The 23,048-nt window shown below is 71.6% G+C and carries 17 protein-coding genes; 12 read left to right on the top strand and 5 right to left on the bottom strand.

Features of this window, described 5'->3' with window-relative positions; all coding sequences use genetic code 11:
- Positions 1–14: 14 nt before the first annotated feature.
- From C6N31_RS25675 to C6N31_RS25665, 3 genes are all read left to right on the top strand, one after another.
- Positions 15–779: an SDR family oxidoreductase gene (locus C6N31_RS25675; protein WP_138356869.1), complete on the top strand. Its 765-nt coding sequence runs from the start codon at positions 15–17 to the stop codon at positions 777–779.
- A gap of 168 nt (positions 780–947) precedes the next feature.
- A complete protein-coding gene (ung, locus tag C6N31_RS25670; RefSeq protein ID WP_138356910.1) occupies positions 948–1,625 on the top strand; it encodes a uracil-DNA glycosylase in 678 nt (225 codons plus the stop codon).
- Positions 1,626–1,747: 122 nt separating this feature from the next.
- Entirely contained in the window at positions 1,748–2,197 is a 450-nt protein-coding gene (locus tag C6N31_RS25665; protein WP_203675256.1) for a hypothetical protein, read from the top strand.
- Here the strand turns inward: C6N31_RS25665 and C6N31_RS25660 are convergent.
- Positions 2,185–2,559 carry a hypothetical protein gene (locus C6N31_RS25660; RefSeq protein ID WP_187144768.1) on the bottom strand — a complete coding sequence of 125 codons (375 nt, stop codon included), beginning with the start codon at positions 2,557–2,559 and terminating at the stop codon, positions 2,185–2,187. The genes C6N31_RS25665 and C6N31_RS25660 overlap by 13 nt on opposite strands.
- 286 nt (positions 2,560–2,845) lie before the next feature.
- On the opposite strand from C6N31_RS25660, the gene C6N31_RS25655 reads away from it, so the two are divergent.
- The gene (locus C6N31_RS25655) at positions 2,846–3,745 is read left to right on the top strand and encodes a Gfo/Idh/MocA family protein (RefSeq protein ID WP_138356911.1); all 900 of its coding nucleotides are present in this window, start codon (positions 2,846–2,848) and stop codon (positions 3,743–3,745) included.
- Here C6N31_RS25655 and lnt read toward each other — a convergent pair.
- From lnt to C6N31_RS25640, 3 genes are all read right to left on the bottom strand, one after another.
- Positions 3,717–5,237, bottom strand: coding sequence for an apolipoprotein N-acyltransferase (lnt, locus tag C6N31_RS25650; protein ID WP_198358295.1), 1,521 nt, complete (start codon positions 5,235–5,237; stop codon positions 3,717–3,719). The two genes, C6N31_RS25655 and lnt, sit on opposite strands and share 29 nt — an antisense overlap.
- 131 nt (positions 5,238–5,368) lie before the next feature.
- Entirely contained in the window at positions 5,369–5,968 is a 600-nt protein-coding gene (locus C6N31_RS25645; protein ID WP_198358294.1) for a histidine phosphatase family protein, read from the bottom strand.
- Positions 5,969–6,056: 88 nt separating this feature from the next.
- Positions 6,057–6,974 carry a DMT family protein gene (locus C6N31_RS25640; protein WP_138356874.1) on the bottom strand — a complete coding sequence of 306 codons (918 nt, stop codon included), beginning with the start codon at positions 6,972–6,974 and terminating at the stop codon, positions 6,057–6,059.
- Between the two features lie 268 nt (positions 6,975–7,242).
- Between C6N31_RS25640 and C6N31_RS25635 the strand changes: the two genes are divergently transcribed.
- From C6N31_RS25635 to C6N31_RS25610, 6 genes are all read left to right on the top strand, one after another.
- Entirely contained in the window at positions 7,243–8,109 is an 867-nt protein-coding gene (locus tag C6N31_RS25635) for a polysaccharide deacetylase family protein (protein WP_244809016.1), read from the top strand.
- Between the two features lie 148 nt (positions 8,110–8,257).
- On the top strand, positions 8,258–8,755 hold the full coding sequence (locus tag C6N31_RS25630; RefSeq protein WP_138356876.1) for a VOC family protein: 498 nt from the start codon (positions 8,258–8,260) through the stop codon (positions 8,753–8,755).
- Between the two features lie 334 nt (positions 8,756–9,089).
- Positions 9,090–9,524 carry a subtilase-type protease inhibitor gene (locus C6N31_RS25625; RefSeq protein WP_138356877.1) on the top strand — a complete coding sequence of 145 codons (435 nt, stop codon included), beginning with the start codon at positions 9,090–9,092 and terminating at the stop codon, positions 9,522–9,524.
- A gap of 351 nt (positions 9,525–9,875) precedes the next feature.
- Positions 9,876–13,970 (top strand): Pls/PosA family non-ribosomal peptide synthetase, encoded by a 4,095-nt coding sequence (locus tag C6N31_RS25620; RefSeq protein ID WP_232485639.1) that lies wholly within the window; start codon positions 9,876–9,878, stop codon positions 13,968–13,970.
- Positions 13,970–15,334 (top strand): M1 family metallopeptidase, encoded by a 1,365-nt coding sequence (locus C6N31_RS25615; protein ID WP_138356878.1) that lies wholly within the window; start codon positions 13,970–13,972, stop codon positions 15,332–15,334. The genes C6N31_RS25620 and C6N31_RS25615 overlap by 1 nt, the downstream gene beginning before the upstream one ends.
- A gap of 368 nt (positions 15,335–15,702) precedes the next feature.
- Positions 15,703–18,531 carry a glycoside hydrolase family 3 C-terminal domain-containing protein gene (locus C6N31_RS25610; protein WP_198358293.1) on the top strand — a complete coding sequence of 943 codons (2,829 nt, stop codon included), beginning with the start codon at positions 15,703–15,705 and terminating at the stop codon, positions 18,529–18,531.
- Here the strand turns inward: C6N31_RS25610 and C6N31_RS25605 are convergent.
- Complete coding sequence (locus C6N31_RS25605) at positions 18,518–19,657, bottom strand: M4 family metallopeptidase (RefSeq protein ID WP_138356880.1); 1,140 nt, start codon at positions 19,655–19,657, stop codon at positions 18,518–18,520. The genes C6N31_RS25610 and C6N31_RS25605 overlap by 14 nt on opposite strands.
- A 234-nt stretch (positions 19,658–19,891) precedes the next feature.
- On the opposite strand from C6N31_RS25605, the gene C6N31_RS25600 reads away from it, so the two are divergent.
- Together C6N31_RS25600 and C6N31_RS25595 are read left to right on the top strand one after the other, a co-directional pair.
- Positions 19,892–21,265, top strand: a complete 1,374-nt coding sequence (locus tag C6N31_RS25600; RefSeq protein WP_198358292.1) for a WS/DGAT/MGAT family O-acyltransferase — start codon at positions 19,892–19,894, stop codon at positions 21,263–21,265.
- A 123-nt stretch (positions 21,266–21,388) separates the two neighbouring features.
- Positions 21,389–23,014: an MFS transporter gene (locus C6N31_RS25595; protein WP_138356882.1), complete on the top strand. Its 1,626-nt coding sequence runs from the start codon at positions 21,389–21,391 to the stop codon at positions 23,012–23,014.
- The last annotated feature ends 34 nt before the right edge of the window (positions 23,015–23,048 follow it).

Below are 23,048 nucleotides of genomic sequence, written 5' to 3'. Positions count from 1 at the left end.
GAGATCTGAGCACCATGACACGTGAGATTCCCACCGACAGCGGCAAGGTCGCGCTCGTCACCGGCGCCAGCCGCGGTATCGGCTACGGCATCGCCGAGGCCCTGGTGGCCCGTGGCGACCGCGTCTGCATCACCGGCCGGAACGAGGACGCGCTCAAGGAGGCCGTCGAGAAGCTCGGCGCCGACCGGGTGATCGGCGTGGCCGGCAAGGCGCACGACGAGGCTCACCAGGCCGTCGCCGTCGAACGCACCATGGAGGCGTTCGGCCGCGTCGACTTCCTGGCGAACAACGCGGGCACCAACCCGGTCTTCGGCCCGATCGCCGAACTCGACCTGAACGTCGCGCGCAAGGTCTTCGAGACCAATGTGATCTCGGCGCTCGGCTTCGCGCAGCAGACCTGGAAGGCCTGGCAGAAGGAGAACGGCGGGGCGATCGTCAACATCGCCTCGGTCGCCGGTCTCGCCCCGTCGCCCTTCATCGGCGCCTACGGCATCAGCAAGGCCGCCATGGTCAACCTGACGATCCAGCTCGCCGCCGAAATGGCGCCGGGCGTGCGGGTGAACGCCATCGCCCCGGCGGTGGTCAAGACGAAGTTCGCCGCGGCGCTGTACGAGGGCCGCGAGGAGGAGGCCGCCGCGGGCTACCCGCTCAAGCGGCTGGGCGTCCCGGAGGACATCGGCGGCGCCGCCGCCTTCCTGCTCTCCGAGCAGGCCGGGTGGATCACCGGCCAGACCCTCGTCGTCGACGGCGGGTTGTTCCTGCACGCGGGCGTCGCCTGAGTCCGCTGTCCGGGCCGGGTCCGGGCTTCGGCCCGGGCCCGGCTCAGCTGTTTCCCCGTGTGCCGCCGGGCGTCGCGTACGCACCCGCGGAGCGCGTTGTCAGTGCCTCCCGGTACGTTCTGAGTACCAGCAACGGATCGTGTACCGGAGGTTCCTGACGTGCCCAGCATGCTGCCCGACTCCTGGCAGGACGTCCTCGGCGAGGAGTTGGACAAGCCGTACTTCCAGCAGCTCACCGAGTTCGTGGAGACCGAGCGGGCCACGCACAAGATCTTCCCGCCCCGGGACGAGGTCTTCGCGGCTCTGGAGGCCACGCCTTTCGACCGGGTGAAGGTGCTGATCCTCGGCCAGGACCCGTACCACGGTGAGGGACAGGGGCACGGGCTGTGCTTCTCGGTGCGCCCTGGCGTCAGGACCCCGCCGTCGCTGCGCAACATCTTCAAGGAGATGAAGGAGGAGCTCGGCCACCCGGTGCCGGACAACGGCTACTTGATGCCGTGGGCCGAGCAGGGCGTCCTGCTGCTCAACGCGGTGCTGACGGTGCGGGAGGGCGAGGCGAACTCGCACAAGAGCAAGGGCTGGGAGAAGGTCACTGACGCGGTGATCAAGGCCGTCTCCGACCGCTCGGACCCGGCGGTGTTCGTGCTGTGGGGGAACTACGCCAAGAAGAAGCTCCCGCTGATCGACACGGAGCGGCACACGGTGATCCAGGGCGCGCACCCCTCACCGCTGTCCGCGAAGCTCTTCCTCGGCAGCCGCCCCTTCACGCAGATCGACGACGCGGTCAAGGCCCAGGGCCACGACCCGATCGACTGGCGGGTGCCCGACCTCGGTGTCCGCGCCTGACCGGGTTTTCCGGACCCTGCGGCTAGCGTCAGCAGGATCAGCGGGAACGGGACGCCCGCGGGGCGCAGGAGGCGGCAGTGACGGATCAGGAACAGAGCTGGGGTGTCGGCCAGGACACGGTCATGACGCGGATCGGCCAGGTCATGATGCTGCTGCACGGCGGCGACCGTGAAGAGGCCAGGACCCGGTTCGGCCGTCTGTGGGAGGAGATCGGCGAGGACGGCGATCCCCTCCACCGCTGCACGCTGGCGCACTTCATGGCCGACACCCAGGACGATCCCGAGGACGAACTGGAGTGGGACCTCAGAGCCCTGCGGGCGGCCGACGGTCTCTCCGACGAACGCACCGGCCGGCACCACGAGTCGCTCGCCGTGCGGGGCTTCTATCCGTCACTGCACCTGAACCTCGCCGCCGACTACCTGAAGGTCGGCGAGCGGGAGCTGGCGCGCAACCACCTCGTCCGGGCGAGGAGCGCTGCGGGCGCGCTCGGTGACGACGACTACGGCGACGGCCTGCGGGCCGCGATCGGGCGGATGGAGCTGAGGCTGGACGGCTCCGGTCACCGTCCGTAGGACTCGTGGCAGATCCGCGCCGCGTCGCTGTCCTTGGCCCAGCCGCCGTAGGTCTCGCCCAGCGCGCAGACCCCCGCCCCGCCGGGCAGTGACGCCGCCGGGCGGGGGTGCGGAGCGGCCTTGGCGGCGGGCACCGGATCCCGTTCGGCGGGCTCCACCGGGGTCCGCGCCCGGTGATGGCGCCGCACGTGCCGCGGCGGTGCTGGGGCCGCGGCGGAGGTCCGCGGACCGGGCTCCGGTTCCACCGGAACGGTCGCGAGCGACTGCTGGTCGGGCTGCCGGACGACCGTCCGGTCCTGGGGGAGCGGGAGGACGGGCAGCGCCGGCGCCGACGAGGGGCCGGGGGCGGGCTGCGAGGGCACCGTCGTACACCCGGTGACGGCCGAGGCCGCCGCAATGAGCACTACTGCTGCTAAATGACGCATTCGGACAACTCTGCCGGTCGGCGGCACCGTTGGGTATTCCCCGCAGGAGTGACGCGGAGTGACACCGCCGGAGGACGGCTCCGGCAGGCCCCGTATGCTGCCAGAACACATCAGACCTGTTGCCACGGTGACGCGGGCGGAGACGCGCGCGGCAGCGGCGGCGGGCGCGGTCGAAGCGGTAGCGGCAGAACGGGAGAGGCACATGGGATCCGGCAACGCCCCCCTGAAAATCGGGGTGATCGGCCTCGGTGACATCGCCCAGAAGGCATATCTGCCGGTGCTCGCCGCCCAGCCGGGGATCGAAGTGCATCTGCACACCCGTACCCCCGCCACCCTGGACCGGGTCGGTGACGCCCTGCGGCTGCCGCACCGGCACACCAGCCTGGAGGCGCTGATCGGGCAGGGGCTCGACGCCGCCTTCGTGCACGCGCCCACCGACCGGCACGTCGAGATCACCGAGGCACTGATCGAAGCCGGCGTCCCGGCCTACGTCGACAAGCCGTTCGCGCCCGACCTCGACGGGGCGCGGCACCTGGTGAACCTCGCCGAGCAGCGCCGGGTCAGCCTGATGGCAGGCTTCAACCGCCGCTACGCGCCGGGCTACACCCAGTGCGCGGACCACCCGCGCGATCTGATCCTGATGCAGAAGAACCGGGTCGGGCTCGCCGAGGAGCCCCGCTCCGTGGTGTTCGACGACTTCATCCATGTCGTCGACACGCTGCGCTATCTCGCGCCCGGGCCCATCGAGCACACCGATGTCCGCGCCAAGGTCCGCGACGGTCTGCTGCACCATGTCGTCCTGCAGCTGTCCGGTGACGGGTTCACCGCCATCGGCACGATGAACCGGATGAGCGGCTCCACCGAGGAGATCCTCGAGGTGAGCGGCGACGACACCAAGCGCCAGGTCGTCAACCTCGCCGACGTCATCGACCACAAGGGCCAGCCGACCCTGCGCCGCCGCGGCGACTGGGTTCCGGTCGCCCGCCAGCGCGGCATCGAGCAGATCATCCTGGTCTTCCTGGACGCGGTGCGCAGCGGCAAGCTGCTCGATGCCCAGGACGCGCTGCGCACCCATGAGCTGTGCGAGCGGATCGTCACCGCGATTCGCGAGCAGTCCGCCTGACCCGCAGCGAGACCTCGTACCCCGCGGCCAGCAGGACGACCAGCAGCGCGAGGTGCGGCACCCAGTCGCCGAACCGGACGTACGGGCTGCGGCCCTCCGACAGCGGCACCTGGTAGACCGCCGCCGTGCTCGCGCTGGTGCCCAGCCACGAGCCCACCTGGCGCCCCTGACCGTCGTAGACCGCGCTCACCCCGGTCAGGGTGGCGTGCACCATCGGACGCCAGGTCTCCGCGGCCCGCAGCGCGGCGAGCGAGGCGTGCTGGGGCGGCGCCCAACTGCCCTGGAACGACGAGGTGGACGACTGCGCCACCAGCAGCTGCGCCCCGTCGTCGGCCAGCTTCCGGCTCATGTCGGGGAAGGCGGACTCGAAGCACACCAGCGGCCCGAAGCGCAGGTTCCCCGCGGTCATGACCACCTGGCGGTCGCCGCGCCTGCGGTCCTCGCCGGCCGCCTTGCCGACCGACGTGGCCCAGCCCAGCACCGAGCGGAACGGGATGTACTCGCCGAACGGCACCAGACGCATCTTGTCGTAGCTCGGGCCGGTGATGCCGTCCGCTCCCACCAGCACCGACGTCTTGGAGATCCCGCGCCCGTCCGCCCGCTGGGCGTCCACGTTCACCAGGACGTCCGCGTCGGCCTCCCGGGCGAGCGCGGCGAGCCGGTCGGCGAGGTCCGGCCGGGACGACAGGTCGAAGCCGACGCTGCTCTCGCCCCACACCACCAGGTCCACCCGCTGCCCGGCCAGTGTGCGGGTCAGCTGCTCCTCGCGGTCGAACCGGGCCTCCGCCCCCTCGATCACGCCCGGCTGCACCACCGCGATCCGTACCGTCCTGGTCCGGTCGGGCACCGGCGCGCCCAGCCACACGGCGGTCGTGCCGACCGCCACCGCGGCCAGCGCGGCGCCGGCCGGGGCGCGGACGGAGGGCGCCGCGATGAGCGCCGCCACCGCCGTGTTCACCGTCACGACCAGCGCGCTGATCAGCCAGACCCCGCCGACCGACGCCAGCCGCAGCGCGGGGGCGACCTGCCACTGGCTGGCCCCCAGCAGCCCCCACGGTCCGCCCAGGTACTGCCAGGAGCGCACCAGCTCGACCATCAGCCATCCGCACGGCGCCAGCACCAGGGCGGCGGCCACCCGCCGCGGTCCGGGATGCCCGCTCAGCGTCCGCCGCAGCAGCCAGCCCCACGGCGCCCACAGGGTCCCCAGCAGCAGGGCCAGCACGACGATGAAGACGTTGAGGCTCGGGAACAGCCAGTGGTGCACGGCCAGCATGAAGCCGGCCCCGCCCAGCCAGCCGTCGAGCGCGGCGCGGCGGCCCGTCGGCGCGGAGCGCGCGAGCAGGATCCACGGCACCAGCGCCACGTAGGCCAGCCACCACAGCGACATCGCGGGGAAGGCCAGCGCCGGCAGCGCGCCCGCAGCGGCCGCGGCGAGGCCGCGCGTCCAGGGCGAGGTGAGGCGGGATACCTGCCGGTCGGCTGTCACCGTCATACCCGCTCCCTAGTGGGTGTTTCGCCTCAGTGTCGGGGGTGCGGACGCCTCGTGCACAGAGGGCGACATTCCGGGTGACCCGGCGTGTCCCCGAATCGTCCGGCCCGCACGGTGCGACTGCCCGGTGCGGCTCAGGGCATGCGGTTCCAGGACACGAGGACCGGACGGCCGTGCTCGGTGCCGATCCGGCTGACGGTCCCGGTGGCCAGCTGGAACAGGGCGCCGTCCGCCGGCGGGAGTCCCAGCCGGCGGGCGGTCAGCACCCGCAGGAAGTGGGCGTGGGCCACCAGGACGATGTCCCCGTCGTCCCCGAGGTCGCGGAACGCGGCGTCCACCCGGGCGAGGACCCGGTCGGCGCGCGCGCCGACCTCCGCCGGCAGCTCACCGGGGTGTCCCGGGATACCGGGGGGTACACCGTCGGTCCACAGGTCCCAGTCCGGCCGCGTCCGGTGGATCTCGTTCGTGGTGATGCCCTCGTAGCCGCCGTAGTCCCACTCGTGCATATCGGGATCCACGGTGGTGTGCCCGAGGCCCGCCAGCTCGGCCGTGTGCACCGCGCGTCCGAACGGGCTGGTCAGGACGAGCGCGATGCGGAATTCCGCCAGCAGGGGTGCCAGACCGCGGGCCTGCTCCTCGCCCCGGGGAGTGAGCGGGAGGTCGGTGTAGCTGGTGTGCTGCCCCGACGCGCTCCACTCGGTCTCGCCGTGCCGGACCACGATCAGTTCACCCATGGCGGGTCCCTCTTCTCTTTCGTGCTCAACCCCCGCGACGCTACGCCCAGTGGCCGCGCGCGACCGCGCACCCCCCTCCGCGGCCGTGTCAGCTTCCGGCGGGGGCGAGCTCGGCCGCCGGTTCCGCGGCGTCGGCGCTCTCCGGCTGCCCGTACCAGGCGACGGCCACCGCGCCCGTCACGGCCAGGACGAAGCCGGCGATCGCCACCCAGCCGAAGCCGTCGCGGGAGGTGTCACCGAGCCAGAGGACCCCGAGGATGCCCGGGACCACGGTCTCGCCGACCACCAGGGCGGCCGTGGCGCCGTTGATCGAACCGATCTGCAGGGCCACCGTGTGCAGGTACATGCCGCCGATGCCGGCGACCAGGATCGCGTACAGGGCGGGGTCCGCCAGCAGCGTCGGGAGGTCGAACGGGTCCACGCCGTCCAGCACTCGCACGCCGACGCCCAGGGCGCCGAAGCCCAGCCCGGACAGCAGACCGGCCAGGATCGCGCCGCGTGCGCCGAGGCGTCGCACCAGCAGGCTGCCGGCCCCGATGATCGTCACGGCGGCGACGAGCAGCCACCAGTGGGTGGCGCGTGCGGTGTGACCGCTGCCCTCGGGACCCGCCGCCGTGGCCAGCAGCACCAGGGCGGAGCAGACGACGCCGATGGAGATCCACTCGGGCCTGCTCAGCCGGATGCCGAGCATCCTGATGCTCAGCACCGCGGTGATCACCAGGTTGGCGCTGATCACCGTCTGGGAGAGGAACAGCGGCAGCAGCCGGGCGGCCAGCGCCCCGAGCCCGAAGCCGATGAAGTCCAGCACCGTGCCGAGCATGAATTCCCAGGTCACGGCGGCTTTGGCGGTGGAGGAGAGGCTCGGGCCGCCGTGCTCGGTGGTGCCGGTGGTGGAGGCGGCGGCCGCTTCGCGTCGGGCCGACTTACGTGATCCCACGGCCTGTAGGACCGACCCCGTGCCGTAGCAGGCCGATGCCGCGACGGCTGTCAGAAGGCCGATGTACACCAAGAGCTCCGTTCCCGTACCACTGTGTCCTGCCGCGGAGATCGTCTCCTCCGGTCTACTGGACGCGCTGCCGGGGACGAAAGTTCCGTAAACCGGGCGCCGGGTGTCCGGAGGCCGTGCCGACACTCCGGCTCCGCGATCTTCTGCCGTCACTCGACCGGTCATATCGTATGGTCATCGGAATTGGCTGGTAGCGGCCGGGCGAGTGCGTTGTGGATCATGTACGGGGGAACGGATGTCGCTGGGTCGCCGATGGGTACTCACAGCCGTGGCGGGCGGATTCCTGACGGGATGCACGTCGGCTCCCGGCCCCGCCGAGCGGTCGCAGGACCCGTCGTCCCCGCCCGGATCCGGCCCCGGCACGGTCCCCACGCCGTCCGTCGCGCCACCGTCCCCCGCAACCCCGTCGCCCAAGCCGGCTCCCCGGGTGACCCGGGCCGCGACCGTCGCCCGCTACGGCCGGATGACCCCCACCGGCTGGGGTTTCACCGCTCCCGGGGTGGTCACCAAGCTGCCGCCCGCCGCGGGACGGGCGATAGCGCTGACCTTCGACGCCTGCGGGGGACCGGGTGGCGGCGGCTACGACCGGGAGCTGATCGACCTGCTGCGAGCCCGCAAGGTGCCCGCGACGCTCTTCCTCAACGCGCGCTGGATCGACGCCAACCGCGCGCACTTCGAGCAGCTCGCGAGCGATCCGCTGTTCGAGATCGCCAACCACGGGACGCGTCACCGGCCGCTGTCGGTATCGGGCCGCTCCGCGTACGGCATCGCCGGGACACGCGACGCCGGGGAGGTCTTCGACGAGGTCGCGGGGAACCAGGACAAGCTCACCGCCCTGCTCGGACATCCGCCGCGCTTCTTCCGCTCCGGCACCGCGTACTGCGACGACATCGCGGCGCGCATCGTCGCCGAACTGGGGGAGCGGTTCGCCGGATTCAGCGTCAACGCCGACGCGGGGGCCACGTTCACCCCTGCCCAGGTGCGCCGCGCCGCCCTCACGGCCACCGCCGGATCGGTTGTCATCGGCCATATGAACCACCCCGCGGGCGGTACGGCCGAGGGCATGGCCCGTGCCCTGCCCGCGCTGCTCGCGGCCGGCCACCGGTTCGTCCGGCTCTCCGACGCCGTGCACTGAGGCGTCGCGGACGGCGCACCCGGTAAGCTCATCACTGAGTACTTGAACCTTCAAGTGCAGATTGCTTGAAGTTTCAACTGAGTCGGCGTACCGTCGGAACAGGCCCGCCGACCACGGGGCCGACCGATGTCCGACCAGGAGCGCCACCATGCCTGTACGCCGCCTCAACCACGCCGTGCTCTACATCCGCGATGTCGCGCGCGCCGTCGAGTTCTACACCGATGTCTTCGGCTTCAAGATCGATGTGGAGATCCCCGGACGGGCCGCCTTCCTCAGCGCCCAGGACACCCTCAACGACCACGACCTCGGCCTCTTCGCGATCGGTGCGGACGCCCCCGGCCCCGAGCAGGGCCGGGTCGGCCTCTACCACCTGGCCTGGGAGGTCGGCACGCTCGGCGAACTCGCCGACACCGCCGCCAAGCTGACGGAGCGCGGTTCGCTGGTCGGCGCGACCAACCACGGAGTGTCGAAGTCCCTGTACGCCAAGGACCCCGACGGCAACGAGTTCGAGATCATGTGGCGGGTGCCGCGCGAGGACTGGCCGGCCGGGGACGAGCCGAAGCTGCGGGCGCTGGATCTCCAGGAGTCGCTCGACCGCTGGGGTCCGGACCTGAAGACCGGTGCCGCCGCCGGCTCGGCCACCTGACCCGTCCCTGTCTGCGACGCCTGGCGTACCGCCGACCCCCCTTTCGAACGCGAAAAGCGGTGGTTTCAGGTCGAGAGCGGTGGGCCGGGAACACTCAGGGCCCGACGTTCTCCCAGCTCACGGACATCTCAGTGGCCGCGCCACGCGCGGGTGTCCGCATGCTGGACGGTTCGCCGAGTGCGTTCGGGGCGGCCACTGAGCTGCCCGTATCGAACAATGAGCCATCGTCCGATCACACAACGCGACCGGAAGTGGTCGTTCGAAGTGCGGCCACGAAACACCTCCGTAATACTCCTGTCCGTTATCTGCAACCAACGGAGAAGGAGTGTTCGGAATGCGATACACCCTAGGTGCGATCGGAGTGGGGGCCGCCCTGGCTCTCAGCTGCGTGGCGGGCACCAGTGGGACCGCCCGAGCCGAATCCGCCCAGCCGCACAGTCTGTACGCGCCCTCGTCGATGGTGCTGACCATCGGCAAGGGCGAGGACGCCGCGACCGCCGCTGTCCAGCGGGCCGTGCTGCTGCGCTGTCGCCCCACCGCCGGAGGCGACCACCCGGACGCACAGGCCGCATGCACGGAACTGACCCTGGCGGGCGGGAACTTCGACGCGCTGTTAGCCTCCGACCCCAACCGGATCTGCCCCAAGATCTGGGATCCGGTGGTGGTCACCGCGGACGGAGTGTGGCAGGGGCAACGCGTCTCGTACTCCCACACCTACGCGAACTCCTGCATCAAGGCAGGGGGTACCGGGGCGGTTTTCGGCTTCTGAGCCGGAGCTGAACGACTGCACCGAGGCGGGTCACGGCTGTTGTGATACCGGCCACTCGGGTCAAACCCGACAGGCCGTGTTCACCTTGCACCGGTAACGTGCCCTTCGGCCCCCTTGCCACGGCGCGGTTGCCGCGGAGCCCGAGCGCAGCGCGGCCCCGGTGGAAAACCCGGATACGGCGCTCACCCGGAGGGCCGGGAAGGTCCGTCCCCGGAGCGCGCCCGCGGCACCCGGCAAGCAGTCCACGTACCTCGGAGGGTAAGACATGCGTCCGTTCCTGGCCGGCACTGATCGGATCGACGCGCGCTGTGCGCCGCCGTCCTTCACCCCGGCCGGGAACGGGAGCGCTGTATGACGCTGGCAGAGGCACCCGAGCTGACGCTCGACACCCTGATCGACCCGGCCGAGCTGCTGGCACCACCGCGCGCGGTCTTCTCCGGGAAGGGTCCCGCGCCCGAGCGGACCCTGCTCGACATCCTCGCGGAGACCACCCGAAGACACCCGAATGGCCCAGCCGTCGACGACGGTTCCACGGCGCTGAACTACCGCGCCCTGGCGGCCGAGACCGAGGCGATGCGGCTGCGGCTCGCGGCGGCCGGCATCGGCGCCGGCGACCGGGTCGGCATCCGGGTGCCGTCCGGCACCAACGACCTGTACGTCTCGATCCTCGCGGTGCTGGCGGCAGGCGCCGCCTATGTGCCGGTGGACGCCGAAGACCCCGACGAACGCGCCGAGTTGGTCTTCTCCGAAGCGGGAGTGAGCGCCGTCATCGGCGCGCACCGCGAGTTCCGTCCCTGCGGTACCCCGCACGGCGTCGTGGGCCGGCGGCCCGGACCCGACGACGACGCCTGGATCATCTTCACCTCAGGGTCGACCGGCAAGCCCAAGGGCGTTGCCGTCACCCACCGCAGCGCCGCGGCGTTCGTCGACGCCGAGGCCGGGCTCTTCCTCACCGAGGAGCCCATCGGCCCCGGTGACCGGGTGCTGGCCGGGCTGTCGGTCGCCTTCGACGCCTCCTGCGAGGAGATGTGGCTGGCCTGGCGGTACGGCGCCTGCCTCGTCGCCGCGCCGCGGTCACTGGTCCGCACCGGGCTCGACCTGGGCCCGTGGCTGGTCGAACAGCGCATCACCGTCGTGTCGACGGTGCCCACCCTGGCGGCGCTGTGGCCGTCGGAAGCGCTCGACGACGTCCGGCTGCTGATCTTCGGCGGCGAGGCGTGCCCGCCCGAACTCGCCGAGCGGATGGCCGTCGAGGGCCGCGAGGTGTGGAACACCTACGGGCCCACCGAGGCCACCGTGGTCGCCTGCGCCGCTCAGCTCACCGGCGAGGGCCCGGTCAGGATCGGGCTGCCGCTCGATGGCTGGGACCTGGCGGTCGTGGACGCGCGGGGCGAGCTCGTGCCCATGGGCGAGGTCGGCGAACTCGTCATCGGCGGGGTCGGGCTGGCCCGTTACCTCGACGCGGACAAGGACGCCGAGAAGTACGCGCCGCTGCCCTCGCTGGGCTGGGAGCGCGCCTACCGCAGCGGTGACCTGGTCCGTGCCGACGCCGAAGGGCTGCTGTTCGTCGGCAGGGCGGACGAGCAGATCAAACTGGGCGGCCGCCGGATCGAACTCGGCGAGGTCGACGCGGCGCTGCAGGCGCTGCCGAACGTCGCCGGTGCCGCGGCCGCCGTCCGCACCACCCGGGGCGGCAACCAGATCCTCGTCGGTTATGTGGTGAGCGCGGCGCAGGACACGGCCGGTGACACCCCGGTCGGCGACGACAAGGCCCCCGACGGCGCGGCGCAGGCCGGCGAGCCGTCCGAAACCGACGAAACCCGAGCCGACGAAACCCAGACAGACCAGGCCCAGACCGACGAGGCCCAGGCCGGTGAGGCTGAAGTGGGCGCCGTCAGCGGGGTGTTCGACCCCGTCGACGCGCTGCGCCGGCTGCGCGAGGCGCTGCCCGCCTCGCTCGTGCCGCTCATCGCGGTGGTCGACACCCTGCCCACCCGGACCTCCGGCAAGGTCGACCGGGCCGCGCTGCCCTGGCCGCTGCCCACCGTGGACACCTCCGGGCAGGAGGGCCCGCTGGAAGGCACCGAGGGGTGGCTCGCGGAACAGTGGGCCGAGATCCTCGGCACCTCCGTCGGCACCGCCGACGCCGAGTTCTTCGCGATCGGCGGCAGCAGCCTCGGCGCCGCCCGCCTGGTCGCCCTCATCCGGGCGCGCTTCCCCAACGTCTCCGTCAGCGACATCTACCAGAACCCGTCGCTGGGCGCGCTGGCCCGCGTCCTGGAGGCGTCGGACGCCCGTGAGAGCGCCGTGCGGACCGTACAGCCCACCCCGCGCCGCGCCGGTGCCGTACAGGTGGCGCTGATGCTTCCGCTGCTGACGATCTCGGGGCTGCGCTGGGCCGTGGGCGTCGCCGCGCTGAACAACGTGCTCGCCCGGTACGGGGACTTCCCGTGGGCGCCCGCCGTGTCCTGGTGGTGGGTGGCACTGGGCTGGGTGCTGTGCGTCAGCTCGGCCGGCCGGGTCGCCGTCGCGGCCGGCGGCGCGCGGCTGCTGCTGCGCGGCGTCCGCCCTGGTACCTATCCGCGCGGTGGCAGCGTCCACCTGCGGCTGTGGACCGCGGAACGCCTCGCCGAGCGCGTCGGCGCGAACCGGCTGACCGGCACCTGGATCACCCACTACGCCCGTGCGCTCGGCGCGCGGATCGGCGCGGACGCCGATCTGCACTCGCTGCCGCCCGTCACCGGGATGCTGCGGCTCGGCAAGGGCTGCGCCGTCGAACCCGAGGTGGACCTGTCGGGCCACTGGCTCGACGGGGACCTGCTGCACATCGGCAAGATCCGGATCGGCGCGGCGGCCACGGTCGGCGCGCGCAGCACCCTTTTCCCCGGCGCCCGCGTCGGCAAGCGCGCCGAGATCGCGCCGGGCTCCGGTGTGACCGGGGCGGTGCCGGCCGGCCAGCGCTGGTCGGGCGTTCCGGCGGCCCGCTCCGGCAAGGCCGCCCACCGCTGGCCCGGCAGCCGCCCGCCGCGCACCCGTGGGTGGTCCCTGGTCTACGGCCTCACCTCCACCGCGCTGGGCCTGCTGCCCGCGCTGGCGGCGCTGCCCGGACTGCTGACGCTGCTGTTCTTCGTCCGCGGCGAGTCCGCGCCCGGCGCCGCGCTCGCCGCCGCGCTGATCGCCGTACCGCTCGCCACGGTGGTGTCGCTGGCCACTTACGCGCTGCTCGTCCTGGTCCTGGTCAGGGCGCTGGGCACCGGACTGCGCGAGGGGTATCACGCCGTGCACAGCGGCGTCGCCTGGCGGGCCTGGGCCACCGAGCGGCTGATGAACACCGCCCGCGTCGTGCTCTTCCCGCTGTACGCGAGCCTCTTCACCCCGGTATGGCTGCGCGCCCTCGGCATGAAGGTCGGGCGGCGCGTCGAGGCGTCGACCGTCCTGGCGCTGCCCGCGATGACCACGGTCGGCGACGGCGCCTTCCTCGCCGACGACACGATGGTCGCCACCTACGAACTGGGCGGCGGGTGGATGCGTATCGCCGCCGCCCGGGTCGGCAAGCGGGCGTTCCTGGGCAACTCCGGGATGACCGCGCCCGGCCGCTCGGTACCGAAGAACGGCCTGGTCGGTGTCCTGTCCTCGACGCCGAAGGGCGCCAAGGCGGGCAGCTCCTGGCTGGGCATGCCGCCGATGAAACTGCCCCGGGCCGCCGAGGCCGGCGACCAGAGCCGCACCTACGACCCGCCCCGCGCCCTGATGGTGGCGCGCGCCGCCGTCGAGGTGTGCCGGGTCGTCCCGGTCATGTGCACCGTCGCCCTCGCGGTCCTGTTCGTGGGCGCGTTCGAGGCCCTGGTGAGCACGGCGGGACTCGCCGTCGCCGCCCTGTGCGGCGGCCTGTTGATGGCGGCCGCGGGTCTGCTGGCGTGCGTGGTCGCCGCCGCGGCCAAGTGGCTGCTGGTCGGCAGGTTCCGGACGGTCGAGCATCCGCTGTGGAGCTCGTTCGTGTGGCGCAACGAGCTCGCGGACACCTTCGTCGAGGTGCTCGCCGTGCCGTGGCTGGTGGGATCGGTCCCCGGCACCCCGCTGATGAACCTGTGGCTGCGGACGCTGGGCGCGCGGATCGGCCGCGGCGCCTGGTGCGAGACGTACTGGCTGCCGGAGGCCGACCTCGTGCGGGTCGGCGCCGGGGCCACCGTCAACCGGGGCTGCGTGGTGCAGACCCATCTGTTCCACGACCGGATCATGCGCATGGACACGGTGACGCTGGGGGATGGATCAACCCTGGGTCCGCATGGCATCGTGCTCCCCGGCGCGACCGTCGGGCCGCGCACCACCATCGGTCCCGCCTCGCTCGTCATGCGCGGCGAATCGGTGCCCGAGGGCACCCGCTGGCTCGGCAACCCGATCGCCGCCTGGCACACCGACCGGCACGCAGAGGGGACCCGCAGTTAGTGAACAAGGCACCGGGGGGCGGCCGTGCGGCCGCCCCGGCCAGGCCCGGGGCGGCCGTCTCCACCGATTCGTACCTGCCCGAGCACGGCAACGGCGGCTACCGTACGGTGCGCTACGACCTGGAACTGGACTTCCGGCCGAGCGCCGACCGGCTGTCCGGCCGGGCCCGGATCTCCGCGGTCACCGAGCACGCGCTCTCCGAGTTCAGCCTCGACCTCGGAGCGTTCCGGATCGACCGGGTCCTGGTGGACGGCAAACGGCCCGCCCGCTACACCCACCGCGCCGGGAAGCTGCGGGTGCGCCCCGCCCGTGAACTGCCCGCGGGAACGCCCTTCGCCGTCGAGGTGCGCTACGTCGGCACCCCGCGGCCGATCCGCAGCCGCTACTGGGGTGACCTGGGCTGGGAGCCGCTGGAGTACGGCGCGCTGGTGGCCGCCCAGCCGATCGGCGCGCCCTCCTGGTTCCCCTGCAACGACCATCCGTCGGACAAGGCCGTCTACCGCATCGCGGTGACGGCGCCGTCGGTGTGCACGGTGCTCGCCAACGGCACCCTGGAGTCGTGCACCATCGGCGGTTCCACCACGACCTGGGTCTACGAGCAGCGGGCGCCGATGGCCAGCTATCTGGCCAGCGTCCAGATCGGCCCCTACGAGCTGGTGGAGCACCTCGGCGGCCCGATCGCGCAGCCCGCGGCCGTCCCGGCCGCCCTGCTCGCCCCGTTCGCCCATGACTTCGGCCGCCAGCCGGAGATGATGGAGCTGTTCCAGGAGCTCTTCGGCCCGTACCCCTTCGACGACTACGCGGTGGTCGTGGTCGACGAGGAGCTGGAGGTTCCGGTCGAGGCGCAGGCCCTGTCGGTCTTCGGTGCCAACCACATCGACGGACGGCGCGGCTTCGAGCGCCTGGTAGCCCATGAACTGGCCCACCAGTGGTTCGGCAACAGCCTCACCCTCGCCGACTGGCGCCACATATGGCTGAACGAGGGCTTCGCCTGCTACGCCGAGTGGCTGTGGTCGGAGGCCGCGGGCGGCGCCCCCGCCACCGTCCTGGCCACCCGTGCGCACACCCGGCTCGCCGGACTGCCGCAGGATCTGCGGCTCGCCGACCCGGGCGTACGGCGAATGTTCGACGACCGGCTCTACAAGCGCGGCGCGCTCACGCTGCACGCGCTGCGGACGACGATGGGCGACACGGCCTTCTTCGCGCTGCTGCGCACCTGGACGTCGCAGCACCGCCACCGCACCGTCACCACCGAGCAGTTCACCGCCCTCGCGCAGCAGTACACCCCGCGCCCGCTGGACGCCCTGTTCACGGCGTGGCTGCGCGAGCCCCGGCTCCCGGCACTGCCGCGGGCCGGCGACTGACCGCACTCGGCATCCGGCACCACGGCAGTCCGGCACCACGACATCCCGCACTCCCGCATCACGACATCCGGCGTTCCGGCATGCCGACACACCCGGAACAGCCCTGGATGCCGGGATATGTCATACAAGCTGTATAGGCTCGGCGTCGCAATATGGGCTAAATCGGTCAACTCCTATCATCATCGAGGCTCTGCAGGCCGAGAAGTGAAGGTCCGTCATCGGTTCGCCCTCTCACAGCTGCGGTGATCACCGACTAGGAGACGCCCGTGCCAGGCACTCCCCACTTCTCCCTACGGCGCGGCGCTCCTCGCCGCGGAAACCGTCCCCGAACCCGTCGCGGACGCCCGAGGCACCTCGCCGTCCTGCTCGTGGCGGCCCTGTCGGCGAGTCTGACGCCCGCGGTGGCGGGATCGGCGGCGCAGGCGGCGCCGGGCTCCGACCCCGTCGTCCCCTGCGGCATCACGACGGCTGCGCTGAACCGGCCAGCCACCGCCTCGTCGACCGAGAAGTCCGACACCCCGGCGGAAGCGGCGTTCGACGGCAACGCGGGCACCCGCTGGTCCAGCGCCGCCGCCGATCCGCAGTGGCTGCAGGTCGACCTCGGATCCAGCCGGCCGGTCTGCGGAGTGCAACTGGCCTGGGAGAACGCGTACGCGAGGGCGTACCGGATCCAGGTCTCCGACGACGGCACCGACTGGACCACCGTCTACTCCACCACCGCGGGCCAGGGCGGCATCGAGACGGTGGCGCTGAACGGAACCGGCCGCTATGTGCGGCTGGCCGGCATCCAGCGAGCCACCTCGTGGGGCTATTCGCTCTGGGAGTTCAGCGTCCTCACCCCCGGCGGCACCAGCAGCCCGCCCGGCGGCGGCGACGGCAGCTGCCCCTGGTCGGGGTCCAGCGCGCCCGTGGCCGAGCGTGTCACGCAGGTCATGGCGCAGATGACGCAGGCCCAGAAGATCCAGATGGTGCACGGCACCGGCAACACCTCGCCGTACGTCGGGAACCTCGCCGCGATCCCGTCCCTGTGCATCCCCTCGGTGGGCTTCCACGACGGCCCCGGCGGGGTGGGCGACGCTTTCTCCGGTGTGACCCAGCTGCCCGCGCCCGTGTCGGCCGCGGCCAGCTGGGACACGGCACTGCAGCACCAGTACGGCGCCGTCGCCGGGAACGAGTTCGCGGGCAAGGGCGCCGATGTGGCACTCGGCCCGACGCTCAACATCGTGCGGGACCCGCGCTGGGGCCGGGCCTTCGAGAGCTACAGCGAGGACCCGTACCTGTCCGGCGAGATGGCCGTCGCCAACATCCAGGGCATCCAGAGCCAGGGCGTCATGGCTCAGGCCAAGCATGTGGCGGTCTACAACCAGGAGACCAACCGCAACGGGCCGAAGGACAACGCGGTCATCGACACCCGCACCCTGCAGGAGATCTATCTGCCCGGGTTCCAGACCGCGGTCAGCAAGGGCGCGGCGGCGTCGGTGATGTGCGGCTACAGCACCGTCAACGGCGCCTACGACTGCCAGCACCCGTACCTGCTGAACACCGCCCTCTACCAGCAGGCGGACTTCGGCGGGTTCGTCACCAGCGACTGGGGCGCGACCCACTCCACCGTGGAGTCCGCGAACAGCGGGATGACGATGGAGATGCCCGGCGGGTACTACTACTCCAACTACCTCGCCCAGGCGGTCGCCAACGGCCAGGTGAGCCAGGCCACGCTGGACACCATGGTGAGCCGGGTACTCACGCAGATGTTCGCCTTCGGCCTCTTCGACCGGAAGCACACCGGGTCGACCACGGCCCTGGTGACCTCCGCCGCCCATCAGGCGACCGCCCGTCGGATCGCCGAACAGGGCAGCGTCCTGCTGAAGAACACCGGTGTGCTGCCGCTGTCGACGGCGTCGACGCACTCGATCGCGCTGCTCGGCCCCGACGCCGGCGCGGGCGTGCGCAGCGTGGGCGGCGGCAGTGCCGTCGTCACCAGCTCCGGCACCGTCTCGCCGCTGGCCGGGATCCAGAACCGGGTCGCGGGCACCGGCACCACCGTCCAGTACAACGACGGCACGGACATCGCCGCCGCGGTCGCCCTGGCCCGCGCCTCCGAGGTGGCGGTCGTCTTCGTCGGGTACGGGGAGAAGGAGGGCACCGACCTGACGGGCATCGATCTGCCCGCCCAGCAGAACGAGCTGGTGGCGCAGGTCGCGGCCGCCAACCCGAGGACTGTGGTGGTGCTCAACACCGGCTCCGCGGTCACCATGCCGTGGCTGGGCCAGGTGCAGGGCGTGCTGGAGGAGTGGTACGCCGGGCAGGAGGTCGGCAACTCCGTCGCCCGGCTGCTGTTCGGCGACGCCAACCCGTCGGGGAAGCTGCCCGTCACCTTCCCGGCGAGCCTGGCCGACGTGCCCGCGCACACCGCGGCCCAGTGGCCGGGCACCGACGGCAAGGTGCAGTACTCGGAGGGCCTGAAGGTCGGCTACCGGTGGTACGACGCCGGCGACGTCACCCCGCTCTTCCCGTTCGGGTTCGGGCTGTCGTACACGACGTTCGCCTTCTCCGGACTCCAGGTCGGGACGCCGGACGCGAGCGGCAACACCACCGTCTCCGCGACCGTCACCAACACCGGCAGCCGCGCCGGCGCGGAGATCGCCCAGCTCTACGTCGGCGCTCCCGCCGCGACGGGTGAACCGGCCCGGCAGCTCAAGGGGTTCCAGCGGGTGGAACTGCAGCCGGGGGCGAGCCGGCGGGTGCAGTTCACCGTCACCGCGCACGATCTGGCGCACTGGTCGGACACCACGGCCGGCTGGACGACCACCCCGGGCGACTACCGGATCCAGGTCGGCGACTCGTCCCGTGAGCTGCCGTTGACCGGGACCCTGACGGTCGGCACACCGCTCTCGGCCAGGACGGTGACCAGCACCGTTACCAGCACGGGCAGCGTCACCGTGACCAACCCGCACGGTATGAGCAGCCGTGCCGGCACCCCGGTGCGGCTGGCCATCGCGGCCCGCACCACCGGATCCGCCGGGACCGGCCCGGTGTTCACCGCGACCGGGCTGCCCGAGGGTCTGTCGATCAGCCCGGCCGGGCTGATCTCCGGTACCGCGACGGCCCCGGGCACCAGCACGGTCTCGGTCACCGCGACCGGCCCCACCGGCGCGACCGACACGGCCGGCTTCGTGTGGACCGTCAGCCGGTCCTGACCTCGCCGACGTGGCCGGTCCGTGCCGTGCCGTCGTGAGCCGGCGACGGCACGGCGCGGCCGACCACGTTGACGGCGGTCCACGCGGCGCCGACCGCGGCGTACTGGCTGCTGGCTGCCCCGTAGAGGTCGCGCGCCGCCGCGAGGGTCGCGGTCCGCGCGGCGTGGTAGTTGGTGGTGGACGTCATGTACACGGTCAGCGCCCGGTACCAGATCGCCGCCGCGGTGTTCTGCCCGATCCCGGTCAGCACCGAGCCGTTGACGGTCGGGCTGTTGTAGGAGATCCCGTTGATGACCCGCGGGCCGCTGCCCTCGGCGAGCAGGAAGAAGAAGTGGTTGCCGATCCCCGAGGCCACGTGCGGGTCGAGGTTCGGGACCGACGTCGACCAGTAGTCGGGTGAGACACCGTCCCTGGACGGCCGGTCCATGTAGCGCAGCGGGGTGCCGTTCCCGTTGAGGTTCGCCTTCTCGCCGATGAGGTAGTCCGGCACGTCGGCCGGGATGTTCGCGGAGAACTCCACCATGGTGGCGAAGATGTCGGAGGTGCTCTCGTTGAGCGCGCCCGCCTCGCCGCTGTAGGTGAGCCCGGCGGTGGCGGAGGTGATGCCGTGGGTGATCTCGTGCGCGCCGATGTCGATGGTGGTCAGCGGATGGGCGTTGTCCGATCCGTCGCCGTAGTTGACACAGCCGCAGGCATCGCTCCAGAAGACGTTGGTGTAGTGGCTGCCGTAGTGGACGACGCTGCGGACGCCCTTGCCGTCGTTCCTGACCCCGAGCCGGTTGAACGAGTACTTGAAGTAGTCCCACACGGAGACGGCGGCGAACTGGGCGTCGACGCCCGCGGACTGGAGATTGGTCGGCAGCCCGTTGCCCCAGATGTTGTCCGCGTCCGTGAGGATGGTGTTGGTACGGCCGTCGACGGTGACGGTGTTGCCACGCGTCGGGTCCTGGAGCAGATAGGACGAGATCGTCTTCGTGGTGGTCAGCGGCACCTGGCCGTCATGCACCCCGTAGCCCGTACCGAGGGCGGGGGAGTCGGCGGCGGCCGTCCCGGTGCCCGCACCCATGACCGACGCCAGCAGCGCCGCGGCCGCGAGAACGGCCCCGGCGGTGAGTCTCCGTCGCATCTGACTGCCTTCCTGTCGCCGGCGCGGGCGCGGTGGCGCCTCGCTCTTGGGGCGCCGGGTGGGCGCCGGGACGAAGCATGACGGTACGGACAGGATCCTTGGCAGGGGCCCGTCAAGAATTGGCGCGCCTTCGCCGGTCAGGAGGCCGGATACGTTCGGCCGGCGGCCGGTATCCGATCCCAGGCGCCCTGGACGGAGCCGGTGCTCCCCTCTACGGTTGCGTCCGTGGACCGGATGAGCGCCTTGGATGCGGGTTTCTACTTCATCGAGGACGAGAACGTGCCGATGCACGTGGGATCGGTCCTGGTGTTCGAGGGGCCGGTGCCGTCGTACGGCGATGTCATCAGACTTCTGGTGTCCAAGCTCCCCGACGTGCCCCGGTACCGGCAGCGGGTCAAGAGCCTGCCGATGCATCTGGGCCGTCCCGTCTGGGTCGACGACGAGCACTTCCAGATCCTCTACCACGTACGCCACACCGCGGTGCCCGCACCGGGCGGCGACGACCAGCTGCGCAACCTCGCCGGCCGGCTCTTCGCCCAGCGTCTGGACCTCACGAAGCCGCTGTGGGAGATCTGGCTCGTGGAAGGGCTGGAGGGCGGCCGTTGGGCGCTCATCTCCAAGGTCCACCACTGCATGATCGACGGAATAGCCGGCACCGACATGATGCAGCTGGTGCTGGACTGGCGTAAGGACAGCGAGCTGTCGGAACCCCGGCCCTGGACGCCGGAGCCGAGCCCGTCCACGCTCGACCTCGTCGCCGACGGAGTGCGCGACGCGGTCCTGACGCCGCTGGAACACCTGTCCGCCGTCCCCGCGCTCGCCCGGCGGTTGCGCAGCGGTTCCGAACTGCTCGGCATCGCCCGCGCCCTGGCCGGCAGCCTGCCGAACACGGCCCGCCGGCTCACCACCCGCGCGGCCGGCTCCCTCAACGGGTCCCTCGGTCCGCACCGCCGCTGGGTGTGGGCGAAGGCGGATCTGACGGAGACCAAGCAGATCCGCAAGGTGACCGGCGGAACGGTCAACGACGTCATCCTCGCCGCGATCACCCGCGGTTTCCGCGATCTGCTGGAGAGCCGCGGTGAGCTGTCCGAGGGCATGGTGGTCCGCACGATGGTGCCGGTCTCCGTGCGCTCGCGGGACCAGCGCAACAAGCTGGACAACCGGGTGAGCGCCGTCCTGCTGAACCTGCCGGTGAGCGAGCCGGATCCGCAGGCGCGGCTGGCCGCGGTGCGCGAGCAGATGGACGACCTCAAGAGCAGCCGCCAGGCGGCGGGCGCCGACGCGATCACGGGTATGGCGAACTTCGCGGCGCCCACCCTGCTCGCGCTGGGCTCGCGCACCGCCATGCGCTTCCCGCAGCAGTTCCTGCAGACCGTCACCACCAACGTGCCGGGCCCGCGGGTGCCGCTGTACATGCTGGGCCGGCGGCTGGCCGAGATCTACCCGTACGTGCCGATCGCCAGCACCATGCGGATCAGCGTCGGGATCTTCTCCTACCTGGGCCAGATCACCTTCGGCATCAACGCCGACTTCGACGGCGTACCCGACATCCAGGTGCTCGCGGACGGCATCCGCGAGGGCTTCGACGAACTGCTCGCGCTGACCTGACACGCGCTCCGTCGCGGCCCCGGTGATCGATTGGCGGGGCCGTGCGGGCAGGCTTAGCCTCGAAGGAGTGACCGAATTCGTTCACTTCCGACCTGAGGCGCAGGCAATCGCGCAGGCACTCCCATGACGGACTCTCAGACGGCATCCCCGGAGTCTGCCGCATCCCCGGAGCGGGGCCACGGCAGCGGTATCGCACTCCTCGTCATCTGTTCGTGCCAGCTGATGGTGGTCCTCGACATCACCATCGTGAACATCGCCCTTCCGCACATCCAGACCTCGCTCGGTTTCTCGACCGAGAACCTGTCCTGGGTCATCAACGCCTACACGCTGACCTTCGGCGGACTGCTGCTGCTCGGCGGGCGGCTGGGCGACATCCTCGGCCGTCGCCGGGTCTTCATCTTCGGCGTGCTGCTCTTCGTGCTCGCCTCGCTGCTCGGCGGACTCTCCCAGGAATCCTGGCAGTTGCTCGCGGCCCGCTCGCTGCAGGGCGTCGGCGGCGCCGTCGCCTCTCCCACCGCCCTCGCGCTCATCACCACGACCTTCCGCGAAGGACCCGAGCGGAACAGGGCGTTCGGTGTGTTCGCCGCCGTCTCGGCGGGCGGCAGCGCGATCGGACTGCTCGCCGGCGGACTGCTCGTGGAGTGGCTCGACTGGCGCTGGGTCTTCTTCGTGAACGTGCCCATCGGCCTGCTGATCGTGCTCGCGACCCCCCGGTTCATCCGGGAGTCCGAGCGCCATGCCGGCCACTTCGACATCATGGGCGCGCTCACGTCCACGCTGGGCATGGTGCTGCTCGTCTACGGATTCATCCGGGCCTCCAAGGACGGCTGGAGCGACAGCGTCACCATCGGGGCCTTCGTGGCGGCCGTGGTGTTCCTGTACCTGTTCATCACCATCGAGCGCCGGTCGCGGCAGCCCATCACCCCACTGTGGATGTTCCGTGACCGCAATCGCGCCGGTGTGTACGGAATGATGCTGAGTCTGTCCGCCGCGATTTTCGGGATGTTCTTCTTCCTGACGCTCTTCGTGCAGAACATTCTGGGATTCAGTCCGCTGCGGGCCGGTCTCGCCTTCCTGCCGGTGAGCGCGATCATCGCGGTGGCCGCGGGGTTCACCTCGCAACTGCTGCCCAAGTGGGGACCCAAGCCCTTCATGGTGGTGGGGGCGGTGCTGGCCGCGGTGGGACTCGGCTGGCTGACGATGACCGATGTCGACAGTTCGTACCTGGGCAGCATCCTCGGCCCCATCCTGGTCTTCGGCACCGGCATGGGTCTGCAGTTCGTGTCCCTGACGCTGATGGCGGTATCGGGCGTCGAGGCGAAGGAGACGGGTGCGGCCTCCGGGATCCTCAACGCCACCCAGCAGGTGGGCGGGTCGCTCGGCCTGTCCGTGCTGGTCACCGTCTTCGGCACGGCCAGTCGCAACGAGGCCACCGACCAGGTCCCCCGGTTCCTGGCGCAGGCGACCCCGGCCCAGCAACTGGAGTTCCGCAGGACCGGACAGCTCCCGTCGCCCTGGGGCGACCAGGTGCTGACTTCGGGCATCTCGACCGCATTCGTCGCCGCCGCCGTCTTCGCTGTCGTCGGCGCACTGATCGCCCTGCTGGTCATCCAGGTACGCCCCTCCGACCTGGAGCGTCTCCAGGGTGGCGGCGCTGTTCCGCTCGTGCCCGCAGAGGTGGGCGAGACGGCTTCCGAGGCGTCGCCGCGAGTGCCGGACCCGCGCGATGTTCCCCCTCCGCCCGGCTGAGCGCCGGGCTCGTGCACTCCGACCACTCGCTTAC

Source organism: Streptomyces fildesensis, assembly GCF_016107395.1.
Taxonomy (GTDB): domain Bacteria; phylum Actinomycetota; class Actinomycetes; order Streptomycetales; family Streptomycetaceae; genus Actinacidiphila; species Actinacidiphila fildesensis.
The sequence above is the reverse complement of the archived record's forward strand: the minus strand, read 5'-3'. Positions and strand labels throughout refer to the sequence as shown.

Coding starts and splice junctions, on each gene's coding strand:
- C6N31_RS25675 (WP_138356869.1), top strand. CDS start 15: ATGACACGTGAGATTCCCACCGACAGCGGCAAGGTCGCGCTCGTCACC.
- lnt (WP_198358295.1), bottom strand. CDS start 5,237: ATGACGGTGACAGCCGACCGGCAGGTATCCCGCCTCACCTCGCCCTGG.
- ung (WP_138356910.1), top strand. CDS start 948: ATGCTGCCCGACTCCTGGCAGGACGTCCTCGGCGAGGAGTTGGACAAG.
- C6N31_RS25600 (WP_198358292.1), top strand. CDS start 19,892: ATGAGCGCCTTGGATGCGGGTTTCTACTTCATCGAGGACGAGAACGTG.
- C6N31_RS25665 (WP_203675256.1), top strand. CDS start 1,748: ATGACGCGGATCGGCCAGGTCATGATGCTGCTGCACGGCGGCGACCGT.
- C6N31_RS25620 (WP_232485639.1), top strand. CDS start 9,876: ATGACGCTGGCAGAGGCACCCGAGCTGACGCTCGACACCCTGATCGAC.
- C6N31_RS25595 (WP_138356882.1), top strand. CDS start 21,389: ATGACGGACTCTCAGACGGCATCCCCGGAGTCTGCCGCATCCCCGGAG.
- C6N31_RS25605 (WP_138356880.1), bottom strand. CDS start 19,657: ATGCGACGGAGACTCACCGCCGGGGCCGTTCTCGCGGCCGCGGCGCTG.
- C6N31_RS25625 (WP_138356877.1), top strand. CDS start 9,090: ATGCGATACACCCTAGGTGCGATCGGAGTGGGGGCCGCCCTGGCTCTC.
- C6N31_RS25630 (WP_138356876.1), top strand. CDS start 8,258: ATGCCTGTACGCCGCCTCAACCACGCCGTGCTCTACATCCGCGATGTC.
- C6N31_RS25645 (WP_198358294.1), bottom strand. CDS start 5,968: ATGGGTGAACTGATCGTGGTCCGGCACGGCGAGACCGAGTGGAGCGCG.